This window comes from Spartinivicinus ruber (assembly GCF_011009015.1).
Lineage (GTDB): Bacteria > Pseudomonadota > Gammaproteobacteria > Pseudomonadales > Zooshikellaceae > Spartinivicinus > Spartinivicinus ruber.
This window is the reverse complement of sequence record NZ_CP048878.1, coordinates 472,383-494,023: the sequence shown is the minus strand read 5'-3', so window position 1 is coordinate 494,023 and position 21,641 is coordinate 472,383. Positions and strand designations below refer to the sequence as shown.

Sequence of the window (21,641 nt, the reverse complement as noted above, 5' to 3'; positions counted from 1 at the left end):
AATCATTATGCTACACAGCACCGATTTCGACCGGTTTGTTTAGCTTCATATAGTGCTTTATCAGCACGATCAAATATCGCTTTTGGGGACTCATCCCCTTCTCCACAAGCAGCCAAGCCAAACGATGCGGTAATTTGCAACTTATTACCCTGATAATGAAATGGGGCACTTTCGATGCCCTGTCTAACGCTATCCATAACACTCGTTGCATCTACAATATTAGTGTTTGGCATAATAATGACAAACTCTTCTCCACCATACCTGGCGATAAAATCAACTTCCCGCAACCGTTTGCTCAATTGCTTAGCAATAATTTTCAATAACTTATCACCCGCTAAATGACCATAGTTGTCGTTGATTTTTTTAAAAAAATCAACATCAGCGACAGAAAAAACCAACGGTTGTTTATAACGTTTCCATCGAGCGTATTCATACCTGGCTCTTTCTTCATAAGCCTGTCGATTAGCAATGCCTGTTAAACTATCCTGCAATGCTTTAGCTCGCTCTTTATAAAGTGTGTCTTCTAACTCTTTAGTTTGGGTTTCCATTTGAGAAACCCGTTGGACGAGCTGTGTAAGTTGATCAGTCAGGCTGGGCGGCTTATCTAGCTGAGTGTGTTGGGATTCCAACGATTGCAGCACTTTATCCAACTGGGTACTGACTACCTGCTTTAAATCTTCCAGATCAGTGGCCTGCTCTACCGAGTTTTGCAGTTCACCTAAATCTTGTTGCATCAATTGATTATATTTATCAGCTGACTCCAATGCTTGCTGATAATCTGCCTGCGCTTCAACAGCAGTATTTTGAAATGAATGAAGCCGCTCGTTTAAATCTTTTAAATAATGCTCAAATTCCTCTTTTATCTCACCTATTGTCGCCAGAACAATCACTGTGATCGTCTCTAGAGCAGGAATTAACTCAAACCAAGTGAGGCCTTTTTCAATCTTTTTCTTTAAAAATTGAGCATCATCAATCACTGCTTCTGGCACTGCCAGCTGATTAAGCATCGTTAAAATACATTCCCCTACTTGATCAATAACAGAGGTAAATTTATGTTCAAGCGCTTCGAGCTGATCAGTCGTATCTTCTGACTCTGCCTTGATTAGAGCATCAGACAGCTGGGTTGTTTTTTTTTCTATCGTTTCCTCATCAACTAGCTCTATATCAGTTGTTAGTGTCTCAACATATTGATCATTTTTTGTATCAGTATCTGTCTTATGCTCTAGTGCTCCCGCTTCTGTAGTTTCACCTTCTGCTGCCTCAGCACCAAACAGCCGTTGCCACAGGCCTTTAGCTGGCTCTTTATTTTCTTCCTCAAGATCAGTTTTTTCTTGCTCATTACTGGTTGGCAGCAACTTACTCACTAACTCAGAAAACTGCTCTACTACCTGAGGCAGCTCACTAAAGGAGGGGCTCTGCTGTTTTATTTGTTTGCGGAATTGCTTTAAGTCTTTACTGGCTTGCTTATCCAGTTCGATGCCACTGAACTTATCCAGCGCTGTTTCTAAGGCACTAAGCGTCTGTTGCCGATAGTTTCCTTCAATTACCGGCTCTGCCGCTTCTTGCAGGCTTTCAAGTGGATCAGCAATATCTAGAGATAGGTTTTCTCCTCTCAACGCTTTATTCAGCCTTGTCAGCTCTGTATCTAAAGCTGGATGTAAACCATGACAAGCCAAGTTAACCACCAATAGCGCTTTTCTTAACTGATCAATCTTTTCTATAGCAGTCTGCTCTAGCTTATCCAGCTCAGTCAGCTTATCAGCATATTTATTACGCCAGTGCTGTGCGTCTTCAGAAGTTGCATTTAATCCCGTCATGTTTTGCAGCCAATTTAGCATTTCCCAACTCAAGTATAGTCAGCTGCTTAACAAGGCCTAAAAAAGCAAGGATATTTTGCAATACGAGACGACAAAAAAACGCAAATAGAGTGTAAGACTTCTCTAACAGAGTAATCCGTTATACAAGCTTCAGCTCAAGTGCGACAGGCAGGTGATCAGACATTGGCAAATCAACCACACTCACATGCTTAACCAATAAACTATTACTAACGAGTATATGGTCTAATGCACGGTTCGGTTGCCAGCTAGGGAAGGTGTTAAGGTTACTCTGTACTGATACCAGGTTAGTGTTACTCAATGGCGAGTGATCAAGCAGTTGCTCAGCATGGGTGTTCATATCACCCATTAAGATAACTTTAGGATGATCTCCCACCAGTTCTCGAATATATGACAGCTGCCGATTCCTGCTTCGACTACTCAAAGACAAGTGCATCATGATCACCAACAAGGCTGTTTTACCATGACCTAGCTTAGCAACAATGGCACCTCTACCGGGAAAACGACCAGGTAGTTTATGATCTTCTAAAATATCCGGATCAACCCGGCTTAACAAACCATTACTGTGCTGAGCAAATTTTCCCAAATTGCGATTTAGCTGCTGATACCAAAAGGGAAATCCTGCACGCCGGGCTAAATATTCAATCTGATTAATATGGCCTGAACGAATACTACCTCCATCTGCTTCTTGGATTGCAACTAAATCATAATCACGCAGTAAGTGACCAATTCGGTTCAGGTTTTCATCACGACTGGGGTGAGGTAAAACATGTTGCCACCCTCTGGTGACATAGTGACGGTAGTGCTGGGTGCTAATGCCTACTTGAATATTAAAGCTAAGTAATCTTAAGGTGTCTTTCTCAGTTAAACAGGATTTTAGCTCAGCATGTTCAGACTCAAACTCAGTATGCGCTAATGCAGGTGCCACTTGCACTTGAGAAGTAACAAACTGCTTTAGTGTCCTTACCGAAGTACGCAACATCTGTGGTTTCCTTCGCCATCTTGACCGACTGAACATGCTTGATTACTACCAGCGTTAAGGTTTAGCTACTACTCAACAACAGCTGACTCTGTTTTGTTTTCTTGTGTAGACTCAGCACTTCCTTGTTGATCATTATCTTTCTGGCTAACTTTTGGAGTCAGCTTACGCTCTTGCTCAACCAGGTATTCAGCCACTTCCAGCATTTTCTTCTCACCGCCGGCCATGGCTGCTCCTGTTCTGTACTTCCCATTAATAATAATAGCGGGTACTCCTGTTGCACGATAGCCACGGCCTTTAGAGCTAGCCAAACGTAACTGGTTAGCGACCCCAAACGATTTGTACTGCTTCATGAAGTCTTCTTCAGACACACCAAATTTAGCTAATAGCTTAGCCATCTTTTCTGGCGAATCTAAACGGTTGTTATTATCATGGAAAGCAGCAAAAACTGCATCATGAGCTTTCTCATCCAACTTTAGTGCTTCTATAGTGTAAAAAAGTTGGGCATGCTTATTCCACAGCCCACCAAAAGTTGCAGGCATTTTCACAAATTGGACATATTCTGGCAGCTTAGCCGACCAAGGTTTTACTAATGGCTCTAACTTATAGCAATGTGGACAGCCATACCAAAACAGCTCTGCTACCTCAATTTTGGCTGAATCAACGGTTGGTACAGGCTCAGGCAACTTAACATAGTGCTTACCTTCTTCGAACTCCGCTGCAATTGCTGCCAGAGGCATTGTCACCACTAGTACCAGGGCACGACTTAAACTTTTTACCATAGTCTGTTTTTCACTCCTAGTTGTTGAAGATAATGATTTTGATTTGACAGTAGCTTTACCAAAAAGGTTGCTCTAATCAAGCAAATTTTGAAAATAGTAAAGGCTTCATGAGCCTTATAAGATAGGTAGGAACAGGATTAATTAAATCCCAGAAACTAGCGACAAGATGCAGGACGGTATGATGTACTCAAAGTTGCAGTTGAGCAATCAAGCGACATCCCTTTTCCACCTCCATCCACAGCATAAACAAAACTCCAGGTTTTTCCTCCAAGCCCAGAGCCTAGCTCGTTGGTTAACGTTGCAGTCACTGTCATTTTAGTGTCACTGTCTCGAAAAGGTGTAGCAGTTTGAATATATTTAGATGCTGATAGTTTTCCTATAAAGTTCACAACAACCTGATCATTAGCTTGGGGCATACTTCCTTCCCCTGAATAAGCTTCCAACAAGTCTGCTTTACCAATGCTAGCAAAGCTAAGGACCTCGCTAGCTCTAGCTCTAACCACATAGTCCAAATAAACAGGAATAGAGACTGCTGCCAGAATGCCGATAATTGCAACAACAATCATCACCTCAATCAATGTGAAGCCTGGATGCTTAAAATACACCATTAAAGTAACACCAAAAAACATAACTTTAATGAGTGTAGTTTAAAAGTTATCTACACTAAATAAATCCGAATAATTTGTCATTAGTCAATTAAATAGAAAAAGCCATATAAACAACCATGCAAAATATATTTTCAAACTACAGCTAAATTTACTGTGCTTACACCAACCCATTTCATAATACAGCTCGTTTTTAGCTAATGAGCCATAACTTGATGAAATATTCAAAGCAATAATGGTTGCCAATTATTGTTAACAGGACTCTCCCTCAAGCAACTAGACTGTAAACAGTTATATTTAACTGAAGGTATATCATTGCTCATCCGAATATCAAAGATTCTGGGCATATGGCTAGTCACTATTCTATTAATTGGTGGCGGTCGCTATCAGGGAGAAGTACATTATGAAAGTTTTTCTATCAATGTTTATAGGCTGTTATTTGATAGCCTCTATTGCTTGGGGAGAGGAGCGTAGGCCTGTCATCGTACATATAACTCTACCGAGTGACTGGAGTATTGTTGAGTCAAACACTCAAAGCAAACAAGAGAATAAAGGTAAAACGACCTATATAGCCAAACTTGATGACCAAGACCTCTTTGAAGCACACAAAGAACGTACCCTTAGTGTCTTTGCTATTGCTGTTTCACCTAATGATGGTGATGCCAAATCACCTGCAGAATTCCAAAAACAAACCAAGTTTGAAGAGAACACTAAGCCAATTAAAGATGTTTATGAAATGAAGATTGCTGGCGAGCAGTTTGCTGTCTCTGAAACCAAAACGACTCTACAAAAATATGAGACTATTGAGAAAAACTATGTTGCGTTTAAAGGCCCTTGGGTGGTTGAAGCAATGGTGGTATGCACCCCAAGAGAAAGCTGTGTAAACTTCGACGAAGTATTATCAAAAGTAGAGCTAGGACCGAAAGAGCAAGAATAACCGCCACAAACATATTCGCTATGAAATATAAACAAAGCGAGTGGTTTTAGCGAAGACAACAAACCCTAAAAATCATTCAAGAAGGCTATAAAAGGCTGCTACTAACGTTTAGCAGCCTTTTATTTAATTACTTTACTTGCTATGACTTATTAGCAGGTAATAACACAACAAAGTCTTACTTATACAAGCCTTGTACATAAAAAGACAATGCCTGAATTTCTTTATTGCTTAGTTTTTCAGCGATTGCTCGCATAATTTTTGTATCGCCATCATTAACTCGATCGCCTTCCCGGAAATCAGTTAGCTGTTTAGCAACATACTTGGCATGTTGACCAGCCAAACGAGGGAATCCAGCATATGCATTACCTTTTCCTGTTGGCATATGACAAGACGTACAGGCTGGTACACCTTTTTTCAGGTCTCCCGCTCGATATAACCTTTCGGCTAACTTTAAGTCTACCGTTCCTTTGCTGTCTTTTGGTTCTATCTTATTTTTGGGAACTACACTCAAAGGTGCTGGCTGGCTGGCATAGAACGCTGCAATATCTGCTATATCCTGCTCAGATAAATTTTCTGTCATACCAGTCATTTCCAGCACAACCCGTTTTTTATCCTTAATATCAGTAATTTGCTTGATTAAGTAGCGCTCACCTTGTCCTGCCAGGTTTGGAAAGTTATCTGCAGCACTAACTCCTGTAGGGCCATGGCAAGCACCACAAACAGCTGCTTTTTCTTTTCCAGCATTTTTGTCCCCACCGGCATGGGCTAGGCCTGTCACACCGATTGTCAACATCACGCCTATCAAAACTTTTTTCATCAGCTAATCCAAACTTTATTACGTTGATATTGCAGTACACCCAGCCCGGGCTACACGACAGTTTATCAAGTATGTTAACAGTAGCCCTGTTTACTAAAGCTATACTTTTGTATTAGCTATGCACTACCAAGACCCTTGTTAATCAATTATCTCCAGACCATAGGTGATCAATAAGTCGGCAGTTATCACTATTTCATCACCTGCTATGGCAAATCGGCGCCATTATATACTATTCTCTGCCGCAACGTGAACGCTCTGCGAGCTGCTTTCTTAAAATTGCTCAACTGTCTTGCATCCAGTGTAGTCTGGCTTGCTAAAGTAGAAAGCATCTCAACCAGCCAGAAATTATGATGTAACTAGCAGCCACTATGACTGAGTCAGATCAAATTAAACTTGTTAATTTTCAAAAAGCACAGTTTTTAACCAGTGCTAGTAATTTATCCCAGTGCCCAGAAGATCAAGGCTACGAGGTGGCCTTTGCAGGCCGCTCTAATGCTGGAAAGTCTAGTGCACTTAATACTCTGACCGGCTCGAAAAAGTTAGCTCGAACCAGCAAAACGCCAGGTCGTACCCAGTTGATTAATTTTTTCTCTATTTCTGATCTGCAACGATTAGTAGACCTGCCTGGCTATGGCTATGCCAAAGTGCCAGAAGAGATGAAAAAACAATGGCAATATCACCTTGAGCAGTACTTAAGTCAACGCCAATGCCTGATGGGTATAGTGCTAATGATGGATATTCGCCATCCATTGAAAGATTTTGACCTGATGGTAATGCAATGGGCTAACTCTTGCGAAATGCCATTACATATCCTGCTTACTAAAGCTGATAAATTGAAATACGGTGCAGCCAAGCAAACATTGAGCAAACTGCAATCAATCATAGGCAGCTACCATAACCCAATTAGTGTGCAACTGTTTTCAGCTTTAAAGAAAACAGGTGTCGATGAATTGCGGGTGAAACTATCAGGGTGGTTGCAGGAAGATTAAGTTAATAAAGAGTTAGCACTATCCAGCCTCCCCCTTTGAAAAAGGGGGAAACTGTTTTCGCAATCCCCCCAAACACAATCCATATAGTTCACCGTTTATCTCAATAGATAATATTTCACTCGTCCAATTATCCCTCACAACTCCTACACCAAGAAAAAATCTATCAAAAACAGTCAGATAGATTACAGGTCATATGTTGGCACAATAACTGCTTTTAGGAGTTAAGAAATTAAACATTAAAGTTTTGAGTTATCTAGTAAACAGTTTTATGACAGATTCAAATTTAACAAGATACACTATCGAAATACCCGAACTTTCACTGGTTATGCTGATGGGAGCTTCCGGCTCCGGTAAGTCTACTTTTGCTAAACAGCATTTTTTACCAACAGAAATTATCTCTTCTGATTTTTGCCGTGGCTTAGTGGCTGATAATGAAAATGATCAAAGCGCATCAAAAGAAGCTTTTGATGTTTTGCATTTAATCGCTGATAAGCGCCTACAGCGAGGTTTACTGACAGTTATTGATGCCACTAATGTACAGGCTGAGGCAAGAAAATCCTTACTAAAAATTGCCAAAGCTAATCATTGTTTACCTGTAGCTGTGGTTTTAAATACACCGGAAAAAGAGTGCCATGAGCGAAATCAGTCTCGACCCGACCGTCAGTTCGGCCCTCATGTGGTTCGCAATCAAGCCAGACAATTAAGAAGTTCATTAAAGCGGCTGAAAAAAGAAGGCTTTCGTCATACCTATGCATTAAATCCAGAGCAAATAGAAAAAGCGCAGATTAAGCGAGTACCACTTTGGACTAACAAAAAATATGAACAAGGGCCGTTTGATATTATTGGCGATGTTCATGGCTGTTTCGATGAATTAATAATGTTGTTGGAAAAGCTGGGCTATCAAATGACTCAAACTGATAATCACGAGCTTACTTACCAGGTTACAGCCCCTGAAGGCCGCAAAGTTATATTTTTAGGTGACTTGGTTGACCGTGGTCCAAAAAGCAACCATGTATTGAGGCTGGTTATGGATATGGTGGCGCAAAATGCGGCTATTTGTATTCCTGGTAATCATGAAAATAAATTACTGCGAAAATTATCGGGCAAAAATGTCAATTTAAGCCATGGCTTGGCTGAAACTATGGAACAACTGGCTGAAGAAACACCGGAATTTATTGAAAAACTGAAAGACTTTATCAATAGCCTGGTTAGCCACTTTGTTCTAGATGATGGCAAACTGGTAGTTGCTCATGCAGGAATGAAAGAAGCCTATCAGGGCCGCGGCTCTGGTACTGTTCGTTCATTCGCTTTATATGGTGAAACCACAGGCGAAAAAGACGAATACGGTTTACCTGTGCGTTATAACTGGGCTAAGGATTATCGTGGTAAAGCACTGGTCGTATATGGTCATACTCCAGTACCTGAAGCTGAGTTTTTTAATAACACTATTTGTTTGGATACAGGTTGTGTATTTGGTGGTGAATTAACTGCTATGCGCTACCCAGAAAAAGAGCTATTAAGCGTACCGGCAAAACAGGTTTATTATGAGCCATCTAAGCCTTTAAATCCTGAGTCATCATTATCTTCTCAGCAACAGGATGACGAAGTTTTAAATATTGAAGATGTTACAGGCAAACGCTTTATCAAAACCAGCATTAAAAATACCATTTGTGTAGAGCCTTACTATGCAGCGGCAGCGTTAGAGCAATTAAGTCGCTTTACTGTACATCCTAAATGGTTAAATTATTTGCCACCGACGATGTCACCTTGTGCCACCAGTAAATTACCTGAATTATTGGAGCACCCACAAGAAGCTTTTGATTATTACGAAAGCCAGGGTGTACTACAGGTAGTTTGTGAAGAAAAACATATGGGCTCTCGGGCAATTGTGCAAGTATGTAAAACAACTGAAGTTGCAGAGCAACGATTTGGTATCACATCAGGTGAACAGGGAATTTGTTATACCCGAACTGGCCGACGCTTTTTTAATAACAAGCAGTTAGAAGCTGAATTTATCGATCAAGTCGCTAACAGTATTACTCAAGCAGGTTTATGGGATGAGTTAAATACCGACTGGATGACATTAGACTGCGAATTAATGCCCTGGTCTGCCAAAGCAATGGAATTAATCAGGCAGCAATATGCTTCTGTGGGTAGTGCAGCTAATGCTATTTATCCAGCAATGGCTGAAACCTTAAAAAAAGCAGAAAACCGTGGCCTGGCTGTAGAGGCCCTATTACAAAAAGCAAACGTTGCTACTGACAATGCGAAAGCATTTCGTGAGTCCTATCAGCACTATTGTTGGCCTGTGAATGGATTAGCTGATATCAAGCTAGCCCCCTTCCATATCATGGCTACCGAAGATGCAGTGCATAGTGATAAAGATCATTTATGGCATATGAATTTAATAAAGCAACTGGCTGATAACAGTAATAGGTTGATTCAAGCCACTGCATATAAAGTAGTGGATTTAACGCTAGCCGATGAGCAGCAACAGGCTATCGATTGGTGGCACCGTTTAGTCGCTAATGGCGGTGAAGGCATTGTAGTCAAACCCATGGAATTTATCTGTAAAGGTGAAAATGGGTGGGTTCAACCGGCGTTAAAAGTCAGAGGACCAGAATATTTACGCATTATTTATGGGCCTAATTATTCAATGCCAGAGCATTTACATGAATTAAAAAAACGTAGTTTGGGTAAGAAGCGTCGTTTAGCCTTAAGGGAGTTTGCCCTTGGTATTGAAGCACTTGAACGTTTTGTTAATAAAAATCCATTACGTGAAATTCATGAATGCATTGTTGGGCTGGTGGCCTCGACGACAGAACCAGTTGACCCCAGATTATAAGTGGTAAAGAAGAATGTTATTGAATATCACCCTACATAAAGATCAGGCTACTGATTATCAGCCTGCCGACTTGGGCTTTTTACTGCATAAGCACCCGGATAAAGTTCAGGAGTTTGAATTAAGCTATGGCAAAGCCCATGTGCTCTACCCTGAGTTAACTAAACAACTTTGTACTACCAGTTTAATGGTGGAAGTTGATCCTATTAACCTGGTTCGAAGTTTTAAAGGGCCTGCCAGTAATCGTCAGCTGGAACAATATGTTAATGATAGGCCTTATGTGGCTAACTCTTTTTTAAGTGTGGCTATTGCGAAAATATTTCGCTCTGCTATGGCAGGGCAGTGTCAACATAAACCTGAACTCGTTGCAGCTAAATTGCCATTTACTGTAGAGTTAGCTGCTCTACCCTGCCGTGGTGGCACCGAGTTATTGGAGAAGCTATTTAAACCGCTAGGCTATGAAATTACTGCTGAAACAATTGAGTTAGATGACCAGTTTAGCGGGTGGGGTGATAGCCATTATTTTAAAGTTAAATTGACTAATCAATGCCGTTTAGCTGACTTATTGTCACACCTTTATGTGTTGATTCCTGTACTAGATAAGGACAAACATTACTGGATTAATGAAGAGGAAATCGAAAAATTATTACGTAAAGGTGGAGACTGGTTAAAACAACACCCAGAGAAGTTTTTAATTATTCGCCGCTATTTAAACTTTAAGCAGCGTTATACACGCTTGGCTATTAACCAATTAACTACTGAAGTAGCAGAAAATACTACTGCTGATAATCAGGAAGAACAAATTGAAAAGCCATTAAGCTTGAATAAACAGCGGATTGACCAAGTATTAACAACACTGGCCAGTTTGCCAGTAAAAAAAGTACTCGATATGGGTTGCGGTGATGGCAAGCTATTAAAGCAGTTATTTAATAGTAAGCAATTCACCCAAGTAACAGGTTTAGATGTATCCAGCCAAGCCTTAGCAAATGCAGAAAGCAGATTAAAACTGGATAGACTGTCCGAACACCAGCAATCACAGGTTAATCTATTACATGGCTCGTTGTTATGTCGAGATGCGAGAATTAAAGACTTTGACGCCATTTGCTGTATAGAAGTAGTTGAGCATATTGATGAAGATAGATTGCCAGCGTTAGAAACAGTGTTATTTGATTATACCAAAGCACCTTATATTATAGTCACAACACCTAATAGCGATTATAACCAGCGATTTGGTTTAGAGCCTGGACAAGTACGTCATGCTGACCACCGTTTTGAGTGGTCTAGAAAACAATTTACAGAGTGGACACAAACCATTGCTGATAAATATCTCTATAATGTAACTGTTTCAGGTATTGGCGAGGTGGACCAAGAGCTAGGGCAACCAACACAAATGGCGATTTTTACCCTTCATGAATGATTTTTAGGCTTTGTTATCTTCGCTGAGGGTAACATGAGTCAACTTAAATAATAGCTTTAGAATTTCACAAAAAAGTGATAAAAAAATGAGTAGTACAGTAGCGAAATTAAGATCAAAAAACTTACTCAAAAACTCACCAAAATTTTTGGAAAGCAATATCCAATATGAAGTGATTATGGGCTCTGTGGCTTATGGTGTTTCCAATGATACTTCTGATATGGATATTTATGGATTTGCAATCCCCATGAAAACCGATATTTTCCCACATCTTGCTGGGGAAATCGTCGGCTTTGATGAACCTAAGCAACGGTTTGAGCAATTTCAACAACACCATATAAAAGCCCCATCAGCTATGGGTGGTAGAGGCCGAGAATACGATATCTGTATCTATTCGATAACCAAATATTTCCGGTTATTAATGGACAATAACCCTAATATCGTCGACTCATTATTTGTACCACGCAACTGTATACTGCACACGACACCTATTGGTGAAAAAGTGCGGGAAAATCGCCATTTATTTTTGCATAAAGGCTGTTGGGCAAAATTTAAAGGTTATGCTTATTCACAAATGCATAAACTGAAGACCAAAGAACCTATCGGTAGCAGAAAAGCCATATTAGAAACTTATGGCTACGACGTTAAATTTGCCTATCATGTCGTCCGTTTATTATTGGAAGTTGAGCAACTATTGCTGGAAGGAGACTTACAATTAAATCGCCATGCAGAGCAGCTTAAATCTGTACGTCGTGGAGACTGGAGTCTATATGAATTGGAAGAGTTTGTCGCCAGCAAAGAAAATGCACTGGAGCAATTATTCTTAAAATCAATACTACCGGATAAACCAGACAAAACCCCAATCAAACAACTACTGATTGAGTGCTTGGAAATGCACTACGGTTCTTTGGAGGGCGCTATCCATTTAGATAAATCTGAAATCAGGCAAGCTTTAGAGCAAATACAGACTTTAACAGGGCGGTTGATTAACTCTATATAAACTATAAAAGCCAAACTGTGGTAAGTGAGCTTATCGCAGCTTGGCTTGAGAACAATTACAACTCTACTAGCTCCATAACTGCATCCATTTCCACTGCAACCCCTTTAGGGAGTTCAGCTACACCAATAGCAGCTCTTGCAGGGTAAGGCTCTTTGAAATAACGAGCCATGATTTCATTGAGTGCAGCAAAATTGCTCAGATCAGTTAGAAAAATATTAAGCTTAACGATGTCCTGTAAGGTTCCACCAGACGCTTCTGCTACGGCTTTCAAGTTTTCAAAAACCTGTACGGCACTTGCTTCAAAACTATCAGCCACCACTTCCATAGTTTCAGGGTTTAGTGGTATCTGGCCAGATAGATAAACCGTTGTACCTACTTTTACCGCCTGAGAATAAGTGCCAATTGCAGCAGGGGCTTTATTAGTATTAATTGTTTGCTTATTACTCATGTTCACTCCAATTCATTTTCTAAATTATAACTATGAATTTATTGTTGAAATTAACACCCAAAACGAAGTTTTTTAGGCGAAGCTAACAATAAAGCATAAAAAATATTCGTGAAGGGTATTAGCCTTTAATGCGTGATATAGAGGTAACCCCTTTAATCGCACGTAGTTTTTTTATTGTGCGGGCAAGATGCACCCGGTCATTCACATTAATTAACAAGTGAATAATACTAAACTGGGCATCCCTTTCTTCCATACTGATTTTTTCAATATTAGCGTCAGTAGAGGTAATAGTTGTTGCCAACGTTGCAACTATGCCTCGCTGATGCTCCAGTTCAACTTTCAATTCAACTGAAAACTCACCTGATACATTTTTATCCCATTCTACATCGAGGCACTTTTCAGGATTATGCCTTATTTCAACGATATTACGACATGCATTGGTATGAATAACCATTCCACGACCAGAGCTAACGTGACCCACAACCGGATCCCCTGGAATTGGGTGACAGCATTTGGCAAAGCTAAGTACCATCCCTTCTGTTCCCCTGATAGTCAATGGCTGCTCTTTACCACTGGTTTCCAGTTGAGTTTTTTCGTCTTGCACAGCTAAATGCCTGGCAACCAGATAAGCCATTCGATTACCTAAACCAATATCCTGCAATAACTCATCTTTGGATTTAAAACCAAACTCTTTCAGAGAGTTATTAATTTGCTCTTTGGTGAGCTTATCTGTATTGGTATCAAAATTAGCAAGGGCTTTATTTAATAAACGCTTGCCTAATGAAATAGACTCTGAAACTCGCTGCTGTTTTAGGAAGTGACGGATATTGCCTCGTGCTTTACCTGTAATTACAAAACTTAACCAAGTGGCGTTAGGTCGGGCACCTGGTGCTGTAATAACTTCAACTGTTTGGCCACTTTGGAGTGGTTGACTTAACGACGCTAATTTTCGGTCTATACGACAGGCGACACAGGTCTTGCCTACATCAGTGTGAACAGCATAAGCAAAGTCCACAGGGGTTGCTCCTTTGGGCAGTTCCATAATATTGCCCTTAGGTGTAAATACATAAACTTCATCTGGGAAAAGATCGATTTTTACGTTTTCAATAAACTCTAACGAGCTGCCCGCATTTTTTTGTAATTCCAACATACCAGACAGCCAACGGCGAGTTCGAGCATGGCTGCCATTTAACGCTTCATCATCAGATTTATACAACCAGTGAGCAGCAATACCATTATTAGCCATGTCTTCCATTTCCTGAGTACGGATTTGAATTTCAATCGGTACCCCATGCATACCAAATAATGTCGTATGCAATGACTGATAGCCATTAGCTTTTGGAATAGCAATATAGTCTTTAAACCGGCCAGGAAATGGTTTGTATAAATTATGTACTGCACCAAGCACTCGGTAGCAGTCATCTATACTGTTAACAATAATCCGAAATGCATACACATCCATTATTTCAGAAAAAGACTTACGCTGGTTACGCATCTTTTTATAAATACTATAAAGATGCTTTTCGCGGCCGATAACATCTGCCTTAATCCCATGCTCTTCAAGCCGGGTGCTAACAGCATGTTGGATTTTATTAACCAGTTCTTTGCGATTGCCTCTAGCTTTAATAACAGCCTGACGAATTAAGTTGGACCTGAGAGGATACATAGCCTGGAAGCCAAGCTCCTCAAACTCCACCCGAATATTATTCATCCCCAACCGATTAGCAATGGGAGCATAAATTTCCAGGGTTTCTTTGGCAATGCGCCGACGCTTATCAGGGCGCAGCACCCCTAGCGTTCGCATATTGTGCAAGCGATCAGCTAACTTAACTAAAATAACCCGAATGTCCTTGGCCATCGCCAACGCCATCTTTTGGAAGTTTTCGGCTTGCTGTTCAGCTTTAGACTCAAAATGCATTTGAGTCAGCTTGCTCACTCCATCTACCAGCTCACCTACCGTATCGCCAAACTGTTCAGCAACTGCGTGCTTTTCTATGGCAGTATCTTCAATAACATCATGAAGCATGGCCGCCATCAGGCTCTGATGGTCCATGTGCATATTGGCAAGAATATTAGCAACCGCCAGGGGATGAGTAACATAAGGCTCGCCACTGCGACGGCGCTGGCCAAAGTGCGCCTGTTCCGCATAGTAATAAGCCCTGCGAACACAGTGAATCTGACTGCGGTCAAGATAGGTATAAAGTCGTTCAGCTAATGCATCAATGGTTGGCAATACTCGCCTCCTGATTTTCTGCAAAAATACGACAGCAGCAACCACAACTGAACCAAAAGGTTAATTTGCACATTAGACCCATTATCTGCTGTGCGCCCCTTCTCTTGCTTTGGGGCCCATTATGTACTGTGAGACTGTTCAAAAGGCCATGAGCACTGTAGTGTTGCGACACCCTCCTTTTTTACAGGGCTTAATTAATAGACACCAAACAGTCGCCATAAGTTGATATTAAATTAGTCGTTTTCGACTCCAAGGCCATCAGCTTGCTTTTCTTGCTCTTCAAGCATATCTGGCTTGATTAAGCCAGCCGAAATTTCCCTTAAAGCCATGACTGTAGGCTTATCGTTTTCCCAATCTAACAGTGCATCTTTGCCACCCGTGGCAAGTTGGCGAGCCCGCTTAGTGGCAACCATTACTAACTGAAAACGGTTGTCCACATTATCAAGACAATCTTCTACAGTAACTCGAGCCATGACCTACTCCACTTTCATTCCAGTATTAATAAAAAGCCCAGTATCAAGTAACTTGAATTTAACTTAAGAACCTCTGTTAAGGTACTCTTTTCAAGGCATCCAATATAAAAAATAGCCGCTCAGTTTACTTAATCACCAGCCACTATGACAAGAGTTCAATCAGCAATTGCTGATGCCTCACTTGTTGTTTAGTTAACTGCTGCCGACTTGCCAGCACAATAGCCTGTAGCTGCTGCAGTGCTTGATCAAAATCATCATTAACCACTAAGTAGTCATATTCTACAAAATGGGTCATTTCATCTACGGCAGCAGCCATTCGCTTACTGATGACACCTTGATCATCTTGACCACGTTTTTCAAGGCGCTCCTTCAGTGCTGTTTGTGAAGGTGGCACAATAAAAATACTCTGCGCCTCAGGTAATTGTTCTCTAACCTGATGAGCACCTTGCCAGTCGATTTCCAAAATAACATCAACTCCACTAGCTAACTGCTGCCCTACCCATTGTTGCGAAGTGCCATAATAATTACCAAACACATTAGCACTTTCTAAAAAGGCAGATTGAGTAAGCATTTGCTGAAATTGTTCAACACTGACAAAGTGGTAATTAACCCCCTCTTGCTCACCAGGACGCTGTGATCGGGTGGTGTGAGAAACTGATACACAAATATCCTTGGTCTTTTCTACCAGGGCTTTCACTAAACTGGTTTTTCCCGCCCCAGAAGGGGCCGAAATAATAAATAGGGTGCCGATAGTTTCGTTTGTCTTACTCAATGTTCTGGACCTGCTCACGCATTTGTTCAATGTACACTTTCAGATTAACTGCACATTGGGTAGTTTCTGCACTAATTGATTTTGAAGCCAGGGTATTAGCCTCGCGATTCAACTCTTGCATTAAAAAGTCAAGACGACGACCTACAGCATCTTTAACATCCAGCACCCGCCGTACTTCTGTGATATGAGTTGCCAGTCGATCCATCTCTTCATCAACATCAGCTTTCTGGGCCATTAATACGAGTTCTTGCTCAAGCCTATTAGGATCAATCTCAACTTTAGCTTCTGCTAACCGCTGCACTATTTTATCCCGCTGTAACTTTAACAACGTTGGCATCATAGAGCGAACCGTGGAAACTTCCTGCTCAATTTGAGCCAAACGCTTCAAGATAAACTCTTTTAATTCTAGACCTTCCCTGTTACGGGTTTCATTCAGTTCAATCACTGTCTTCTCAAACTCGACAACTGCCGTTTGAAGAATATCGGTTAAATCAACTTCCTGCTGTTGCAATACGCCAGGCCATTCTAGAACTGACAATGGTGCAACAGGCGTTACATTAGGGAACAGTTGTTCAATCTGGCCACAAGCTTTTGCGATATTTTTTGCTAGTGATTCATTAATCACCAGCTCACTTTCTTGCTCTGCCAACAAGTTATAGCGTAAAAAACATTCCACTTTGCCACGGGATAAATGCTTACGCGTTGTTTCTCGTAATGCAGGCTCAATCTCACGAAATGCTTCTGGTAGTCTAAACTGAGGCTCTAAATAACGGTGATTAACCGAGCGGAGCTCCCATATCAGAGAACCCCAGGCTTGCTTTGTTTCACGCCGCGCATAGGCAGTCATGCTTCGGGTCATGATAACGTCCCAAATTAGCTTTAAAATTGTTATTTTAACCTGAATATACGACTATAGAGTAGTTAATACAGCGAAAAGATTACTAACAGACATCAGCATGAAAATAGCTTTACTGTTTAACTGCTTTTTATCCTACTCTGCACTTCCTATATAATACTGGCCAAGTTTTTCAATTGGGTGTCGTAAAGCATTGCTTTTTGCTTTGATTCACCTGTTAGTCAATGGTAAGGAATTTTTATGCGTCCCAGTGGTAGATTATTTGATCAGTTACGCTCGGTAAAAATTACTCGAGAATATACCAAACATGCCGAGGGCTCAGTTTTAATTGAGTTTGGTGACACCAAAGTTATTTGTAATGCTTCTGTGACGGAAGGTGTCCCACGCTTTTTAAAAGGGCAGGGCCAAGGCTGGGTGACAGCAGAATACGGTATGTTACCCCGTTCTACTAATGAGCGGATGGGCAGAGAAGCCGCCCGAGGTAAACAAGGAGGACGCACCCTTGAAATTCAGCGGTTAATTGGTCGCTCCTTACGTGCCGCCATTGACCTAACAAAACTAGGTGAATTTACTATTCAGCTGGATTGCGATGTTATCCAGGCAGATGGTGGCACCCGCACAGCATCTATTACAGGCGCCTGTGTTGCTATGGTAGATGCTATCCGCTATTTACAACGGAATAAAAAACTCACCTCCGACCCACTGAAACAACTAGTGGCCTCCATATCAGTTGGTGTCTATCAGGGGCAACCCGTTCTCGATCTAGACTATATCGAAGACTCTAACGCCGAAACTGATATGAATGTGGTGATGGCTGAAAGTGGCGGGTTAATAGAAGTACAGGGAACTGCTGAAGGTGCTCCCTTTAATCGTGCCGAAATGAACCAGATGCTGGACTATGCAGAGCAGGGAATTGCCCAGTTGATCGAGCTGCAGCGACAAAGCCTGGCAGAATAGTCACCTGAAAAGATGTAGAGATACCCCCTCTACATCTTCACACCTTCATATCTCGTTAAGTCCTTAGCTCCCAATCATAGTCAACAATTACTGGTGCATGACATGAAAACAGCTGTCCCATATAGATACCAGCATTAAGCACCGTATGACGCATACCTTGGGTAGCTAACGTGTAATCATAGCGACAACCATTATTTTGCTCTTTTTCCTCATCAGATGACCACCAGCTATATTTACCGGCTTCTCGGTCCACTTCTCGGTAAGTATCTAGCAAGCCGATTTCATTATTTAGATAACTGAGCCAGTCACGCTCCTCGGGCAAAAAACCACTCTTGTCTTGTTGTGCTCGCCAGTCAGCCACATCTACTTTTTGATGAGCAATATACCAGCTTCCACAAATTAAAAACTCTCGTCGCTTGCGCTTTTGCTTTTCAAGATAACCAGCATATTGCGCCAAAAATTGCTGTTTATCTGCCTGGCTATGTTTATTATTTAGGCTTCCGACTTGATGCGGAGTAGCATCTGGTAGTAGTAAGCTGGCAATACTGACTTTGTCAAAATCAGCTTGAATATAACACCCCAAATTATCTGCCAACTCAAACCCTAATCCTCTAATAACTGCCTTAGGCGGAATTCGGCTATAAATAGCTACCCCACCTTTAGTGGTGTCAGATGCAGAAAAGCAATAGGGTTCATATCCATTTAGGTTAAATTCACTACTCTCAATTTGGTACTCATCGGCATTGGTATTTTGCAAACAAATAATATCGGCATCTTGTTGAGACGCCCATGTAAAAAACCCCTTTTCCTTTGCCTTTTGAATACCTTCTAAATTAAAGCTGATAATCCTCATACGTAGCCCCTTTTCAAAGGAGAGTGTATGATACCCGAGATGTTGCCTGAGCAAAAATAGCGTATTAACACCTTATTACTGAATGATAGTCACTGGTTTTACAAAAGTCTTAAACTATGTTTGTAGCCAGCCATCATAATACTGCTGTTTAAACATGACAGCCTAAATTACAGGCTGGGCAATGGTCTTTAACTCTCACTGTCCCCTACCAATTAAAGCCACGATCACTATGCAAAAGGTGCCTGTTTCCGCCTAAGCTTTAAGTAAGGGGAAGATAGAACCTAGGATACTTATGGAAAGTTATCAACAAGCCTTCATAGAGTTTGCTATCAAGCACGATGTCTTACGATTTGGCCAGTTCACCCTCAAGTCGGGTCGGGTTAGCCCTTATTTTTTTAATGCCGGTCTTTTTAACACCGGTGAGGCACTTGCTCAGCTTGGCCAGTTTTATGCAGCAGCTTTACAGTCAGCTAATCCCTCCTGTGATGTTATCTTTGGCCCCGCCTATAAAGGCATCCCCTTGGCTGCTAGCACAGCAATTGCGTTAGCTAATGAATATGGTAGAGACCTCCCCTTTGCTTTTAATCGCAAGGAAGCCAAAGACCATGGCGAAGGAGGGACAATAGTAGGCGCACCATTAAAAGGTAAGGTTCTGATTATCGATGATGTAATTACTGCAGGTACTGCTATAAGAGAGGTCATGTCTATTATTGAAGACGCTGGTGCTGAACCTGCTGGCGTGTTAATTGCTTTAGATAGACAAGAAAAAGGCAAAGGTGAACTGTCTGCTATTCAAGAAGTTGAAAAAGACTTTGGTATTCCTGTGCTTAGCATTGTGAACCAGTTACAAATTATTGATTTTGTTAAACGCGATGAGAGATTTATGGAATATGCTACGGCAATTGACGCCTATCGCTTGCGTTATGGCATAAACAACTGATGTAGTCTAAAGGGCAATAGAATTGGAAGTATCTCAGCAATTTTCAAAATGGTGCCTTGTTATTACGCTGGCTTTTCAGCTAGTCGCTAACCCTGTAGAGGCAGAGGACAAGCGAACCTTCTATAAGTATAAAAATGAACAAGGCCAAATAGTTATCAATAGTAGTATACCACCTAGGTTTGCAAAAAAAGGTTATACGGTTATTGATACTAGGGGCCGCGTAATAAAAGTTGTGCCTCCAGAGCTCACCCAAGAGCAAATTCTGGAGAAAAAACAACAGGAGCTGTTAGAGCAAGCAAAACGCGAACAAGAAGAACAACAAAAGCAGGCTGACCAAACTTTATTACGACTTTACAGTTCAGTTAAAGACGTTGAGCGAGCCAAGGTGCGGCAGCTCAACGAAATCGAAGGTCGCATTGGGGTTATTCAAGGCAATATCCAACGCTTACAAAACCAAAAAGCAGAAAAACAGGCCAGAGCCGCCAATATTGAGAGGGCAGGCCGAACCGTACCCAAACAGCTGTTAGACTCTATCAAAGAGCAAGAACAGGAAATTGCAGGCCTACAAGAACAAGTTAAAGAAAAGCGAAAAGAGCAAGAACAGACCAACGCCAAATTTGCTAATGATGCCAACCGGCTGAGAGTTCTTCTTGGTTTAGAGCAGCCAGCAGCGGCCTCCTCAGCAGATAGCGAAGTTAAAGTGGCTAGACAAGACTTGCTAGGCATCTGGAAATCTACCCAAGCAGCTGAAGACAAGCATGAGTGGATTCTCAGCCCAAGAGGCACCTTTACCTGGATGAAAAAAATGACAACAGGTGAAAAACTGCTATTTGCTGGAAAATGGCACTTACGCAATCAAAGCCAGCTAATTTTTAATGTAAATACAGAACAAAATACTGACAAAACAGGCACTGTAACCACTTCAAAACAAGGCAAAACTTTTTATATAAACCTTACGTCTTACAAAAAAAATAAATTAACAGTTCAATTTAATGACGAAAAGATTGCCCTGCAAAAGCGATAAGAAAGGTGTTGGATATTTTTACAAATTATGGAACAGAGATAGGTTAGAAAATTATTTGATAGTACCGACAAGAACGAATATAGATATCAAACCAGAAAAGGGACTTCTGAACCAAACAAAAGTCCCTTTTGTTTTGAGTAGCATGTAAGCGAATTAATAATCAACTATTCGCTTTTAAATACCGCACTGGCTAACAGCGGCCATTGATCTGACCAATACTCAGTAGGCGGGCGCTTGAACTCACTGCGCACATATTGGCTGATTCGCCCTTCTGCTGAGGCTAGCAATAAGTTCGCTCCACCCGTTAATGTTAGGTTGGTACGCAGCCCTTCTCTCACTTCCGCTTCACGAATAATTTGTTTAAGCTGAGTTTCCAACCGATCAAATAGCTGAATGACTCTATTTCTTAACCGTGCTGTTTCACCCGCTAACGCATCCCCCGTTAAGATTCTAGTTATACCTGGATTCTTTTCAGCAAACGCCAGCAACATGCTTAATATTTTTTCACAACGTCTGATTGCCGTTTGTTCTTCATTCACAATTAAATTAATGCGAGAAAAAATCGTCTCCTCAATAAACTCTATCAACCCTTCAAACATCTTCGCTTTGCTGGGGAAATGCCGATAAAGCGCTGCTTCCGAAACCCCAACTTCCTTAGCTAACTTTGATGTCGTTATCCTCGCTCCTGGACTGGTTTCTAACATAGTTGCCAAGGCTTGAAGAATTTGTTCTTTGCGCGAGGTTTTTCTTGTCTTATCCATTATCACCTTATTTCTACATTATTAGTTTGTGTTTTTCATGGTGAGGTGTCTTGCTATCCATTATCCCTGACAGGGTTAATCCTGATAGTTGCTAGCCTTTTAAGACTGCTGCAAAACAGCAGCA

General features: G+C 41.2%; 20 protein-coding genes. 8 read left to right on the top strand and 12 right to left on the bottom strand.

Going from position 1 to position 21,641, the window contains the following annotated elements; genetic code table 11:
• Positions 1–5: 5 nt before the first annotated feature.
• From G4Y78_RS02280 to G4Y78_RS31255, 4 genes are all read right to left on the bottom strand, one after another.
• Positions 6–1,838, bottom strand: coding sequence for a diguanylate cyclase (locus G4Y78_RS02280; protein WP_163831260.1), 1,833 nt, complete (start codon positions 1,836–1,838; stop codon positions 6–8).
• Positions 1,839–1,956: 118 nt separating this feature from the next.
• Positions 1,957–2,817 (bottom strand): endonuclease/exonuclease/phosphatase family protein, encoded by an 861-nt coding sequence (locus G4Y78_RS02275; RefSeq protein WP_163831258.1) that lies wholly within the window; start codon positions 2,815–2,817, stop codon positions 1,957–1,959.
• A 68-nt stretch (positions 2,818–2,885) separates the two neighbouring features.
• Positions 2,886–3,596 carry a thiol:disulfide interchange protein DsbA/DsbL gene (locus tag G4Y78_RS02270; protein ID WP_163831257.1) on the bottom strand — a complete coding sequence of 237 codons (711 nt, stop codon included), beginning with the start codon at positions 3,594–3,596 and terminating at the stop codon, positions 2,886–2,888.
• 155 nt (positions 3,597–3,751) lie between these two features.
• Positions 3,752–4,204 carry a pilin gene (locus tag G4Y78_RS31255; protein WP_163831255.1) on the bottom strand — a complete coding sequence of 151 codons (453 nt, stop codon included), beginning with the start codon at positions 4,202–4,204 and terminating at the stop codon, positions 3,752–3,754.
• A 400-nt stretch (positions 4,205–4,604) separates the two neighbouring features.
• Here G4Y78_RS31255 and G4Y78_RS02260 point away from each other — a divergent pair, with 400 nt between their 5' ends.
• Positions 4,605–5,138: a hypothetical protein gene (locus tag G4Y78_RS02260; RefSeq protein WP_163831253.1), complete on the top strand. Its 534-nt coding sequence runs from the start codon at positions 4,605–4,607 to the stop codon at positions 5,136–5,138.
• A 175-nt stretch (positions 5,139–5,313) separates the two neighbouring features.
• Here G4Y78_RS02260 and G4Y78_RS02255 read toward each other — a convergent pair whose 3' ends face one another.
• On the bottom strand, positions 5,314–5,955 hold the full coding sequence (locus G4Y78_RS02255) for a c-type cytochrome (protein ID WP_163831251.1): 642 nt from the start codon (positions 5,953–5,955) through the stop codon (positions 5,314–5,316).
• 368 nt (positions 5,956–6,323) lie between these two features.
• Between G4Y78_RS02255 and yihA the strand changes: the two genes are divergently transcribed.
• The 4 genes from yihA to G4Y78_RS02235 all read left to right on the top strand — a co-directional run bounded on the left by yihA (position 6,324) and on the right by G4Y78_RS02235 (position 12,200).
• Positions 6,324–6,944: a ribosome biogenesis GTP-binding protein YihA/YsxC gene (yihA, locus tag G4Y78_RS02250; RefSeq protein ID WP_163831249.1), complete on the top strand. Its 621-nt coding sequence runs from the start codon at positions 6,324–6,326 to the stop codon at positions 6,942–6,944.
• Between the two features lie 268 nt (positions 6,945–7,212).
• The gene (locus tag G4Y78_RS02245; RefSeq protein ID WP_163831247.1) at positions 7,213–9,789 is read left to right on the top strand and encodes a polynucleotide kinase-phosphatase; all 2,577 of its coding nucleotides are present in this window, start codon (positions 7,213–7,215) and stop codon (positions 9,787–9,789) included.
• A 13-nt stretch (positions 9,790–9,802) separates the two neighbouring features.
• Positions 9,803–11,203, top strand: coding sequence for a 3' terminal RNA ribose 2'-O-methyltransferase Hen1 (locus G4Y78_RS02240; protein ID WP_163831245.1), 1,401 nt, complete (start codon positions 9,803–9,805; stop codon positions 11,201–11,203).
• An 85-nt stretch (positions 11,204–11,288) separates the two neighbouring features.
• Entirely contained in the window at positions 11,289–12,200 is a 912-nt protein-coding gene (locus tag G4Y78_RS02235) for a nucleotidyltransferase domain-containing protein (RefSeq protein WP_163831243.1), read from the top strand.
• Positions 12,201–12,255: 55 nt separating this feature from the next.
• Here the strand turns inward: G4Y78_RS02235 and G4Y78_RS02230 are convergent, their stop codons facing one another.
• The 5 genes from G4Y78_RS02230 to G4Y78_RS02210 all read right to left on the bottom strand — a co-directional run bounded on the left by G4Y78_RS02230 (position 12,256) and on the right by G4Y78_RS02210 (position 16,985).
• Positions 12,256–12,648 (bottom strand): RidA family protein, encoded by a 393-nt coding sequence (locus G4Y78_RS02230; RefSeq protein WP_163831242.1) that lies wholly within the window; start codon positions 12,646–12,648, stop codon positions 12,256–12,258.
• A 118-nt stretch (positions 12,649–12,766) separates the two neighbouring features.
• The gene (gene spoT, locus G4Y78_RS02225) at positions 12,767–14,881 is read right to left on the bottom strand and encodes a bifunctional GTP diphosphokinase/guanosine-3',5'-bis pyrophosphate 3'-pyrophosphohydrolase (RefSeq protein ID WP_163831239.1); all 2,115 of its coding nucleotides are present in this window, start codon (positions 14,879–14,881) and stop codon (positions 12,767–12,769) included.
• 233 nt (positions 14,882–15,114) lie between these two features.
• Positions 15,115–15,354, bottom strand: a complete 240-nt coding sequence (gene rpoZ, locus G4Y78_RS02220; RefSeq protein WP_163831237.1) for a DNA-directed RNA polymerase subunit omega — start codon at positions 15,352–15,354, stop codon at positions 15,115–15,117.
• A gap of 142 nt (positions 15,355–15,496) precedes the next feature.
• Positions 15,497–16,126 (bottom strand): guanylate kinase, encoded by a 630-nt coding sequence (gene gmk / locus G4Y78_RS02215; protein ID WP_163831235.1) that lies wholly within the window; start codon positions 16,124–16,126, stop codon positions 15,497–15,499.
• Positions 16,119–16,985, bottom strand: coding sequence for a YicC/YloC family endoribonuclease (locus G4Y78_RS02210; RefSeq protein WP_163831232.1), 867 nt, complete (start codon positions 16,983–16,985; stop codon positions 16,119–16,121). The genes gmk and G4Y78_RS02210 overlap by 8 nt, the downstream gene beginning before the upstream one ends.
• A 237-nt stretch (positions 16,986–17,222) precedes the next feature.
• On the opposite strand from G4Y78_RS02210, the gene rph reads away from it, so the two are divergent.
• Positions 17,223–17,939, top strand: a complete 717-nt coding sequence (gene rph, locus G4Y78_RS02205; protein WP_163831229.1) for a ribonuclease PH — start codon at positions 17,223–17,225, stop codon at positions 17,937–17,939.
• 55 nt (positions 17,940–17,994) lie between these two features.
• Here the strand turns inward: rph and G4Y78_RS02200 are convergent, their stop codons facing one another.
• Positions 17,995–18,792, bottom strand: coding sequence for an exodeoxyribonuclease III (locus G4Y78_RS02200; RefSeq protein WP_163831228.1), 798 nt, complete (start codon positions 18,790–18,792; stop codon positions 17,995–17,997).
• 292 nt (positions 18,793–19,084) lie between these two features.
• Here G4Y78_RS02200 and pyrE point away from each other — a divergent pair, with 292 nt between their 5' ends.
• The gene (gene pyrE, locus G4Y78_RS02195) at positions 19,085–19,732 is read left to right on the top strand and encodes an orotate phosphoribosyltransferase (protein ID WP_163831226.1); all 648 of its coding nucleotides are present in this window, start codon (positions 19,085–19,087) and stop codon (positions 19,730–19,732) included.
• Positions 19,733–19,754: 22 nt separating this feature from the next.
• Positions 19,755–20,756 (top strand): hypothetical protein, encoded by a 1,002-nt coding sequence (locus tag G4Y78_RS02190; protein WP_163831224.1) that lies wholly within the window; start codon positions 19,755–19,757, stop codon positions 20,754–20,756.
• Positions 20,757–20,920: 164 nt separating this feature from the next.
• Here the strand turns inward: G4Y78_RS02190 and slmA are convergent, their stop codons facing one another.
• The gene (slmA, locus tag G4Y78_RS02185) at positions 20,921–21,517 is read right to left on the bottom strand and encodes a nucleoid occlusion factor SlmA (protein ID WP_163831222.1); all 597 of its coding nucleotides are present in this window, start codon (positions 21,515–21,517) and stop codon (positions 20,921–20,923) included.
• Between the last annotated feature and the right edge of the window lie 124 nt (positions 21,518–21,641).

Bases quoted from the DNA above. Each gene is read 5' to 3' on its own strand.
- rpoZ (WP_163831237.1), bottom strand. From the start codon at position 15,354: ATGGCTCGAGTTACTGTAGAAGATTGTCTTGATAATGTGGACAACCGT.
- G4Y78_RS02275 (WP_163831258.1), bottom strand. From the start codon at position 2,817: ATGTTGCGTACTTCGGTAAGGACACTAAAGCAGTTTGTTACTTCTCAA.
- G4Y78_RS02245 (WP_163831247.1), top strand. From the start codon at position 7,213: ATGACAGATTCAAATTTAACAAGATACACTATCGAAATACCCGAACTT.
- G4Y78_RS02230 (WP_163831242.1), bottom strand. From the start codon at position 12,648: ATGAGTAATAAGCAAACAATTAATACTAATAAAGCCCCTGCTGCAATT.
- yihA (WP_163831249.1), top strand. From the start codon at position 6,324: ATGACTGAGTCAGATCAAATTAAACTTGTTAATTTTCAAAAAGCACAG.
- rph (WP_163831229.1), top strand. From the start codon at position 17,223: ATGCGTCCCAGTGGTAGATTATTTGATCAGTTACGCTCGGTAAAAATT.
- pyrE (WP_163831226.1), top strand. From the start codon at position 19,085: ATGGAAAGTTATCAACAAGCCTTCATAGAGTTTGCTATCAAGCACGAT.
- slmA (WP_163831222.1), bottom strand. From the start codon at position 21,517: ATGGATAAGACAAGAAAAACCTCGCGCAAAGAACAAATTCTTCAAGCC.
- G4Y78_RS02280 (WP_163831260.1), bottom strand. From the start codon at position 1,838: ATGCTAAATTGGCTGCAAAACATGACGGGATTAAATGCAACTTCTGAA.
- G4Y78_RS31255 (WP_163831255.1), bottom strand. From the start codon at position 4,204: ATGGTGTATTTTAAGCATCCAGGCTTCACATTGATTGAGGTGATGATT.
- G4Y78_RS02240 (WP_163831245.1), top strand. From the start codon at position 9,803: ATGTTATTGAATATCACCCTACATAAAGATCAGGCTACTGATTATCAG.
- G4Y78_RS02260 (WP_163831253.1), top strand. From the start codon at position 4,605: ATGAAAGTTTTTCTATCAATGTTTATAGGCTGTTATTTGATAGCCTCT.
- G4Y78_RS02270 (WP_163831257.1), bottom strand. From the start codon at position 3,596: ATGGTAAAAAGTTTAAGTCGTGCCCTGGTACTAGTGGTGACAATGCCT.
- G4Y78_RS02235 (WP_163831243.1), top strand. From the start codon at position 11,289: ATGAGTAGTACAGTAGCGAAATTAAGATCAAAAAACTTACTCAAAAAC.
- G4Y78_RS02200 (WP_163831228.1), bottom strand. From the start codon at position 18,792: ATGAGGATTATCAGCTTTAATTTAGAAGGTATTCAAAAGGCAAAGGAA.
- G4Y78_RS02255 (WP_163831251.1), bottom strand. From the start codon at position 5,955: ATGAAAAAAGTTTTGATAGGCGTGATGTTGACAATCGGTGTGACAGGC.
- G4Y78_RS02210 (WP_163831232.1), bottom strand. From the start codon at position 16,985: ATGACCCGAAGCATGACTGCCTATGCGCGGCGTGAAACAAAGCAAGCC.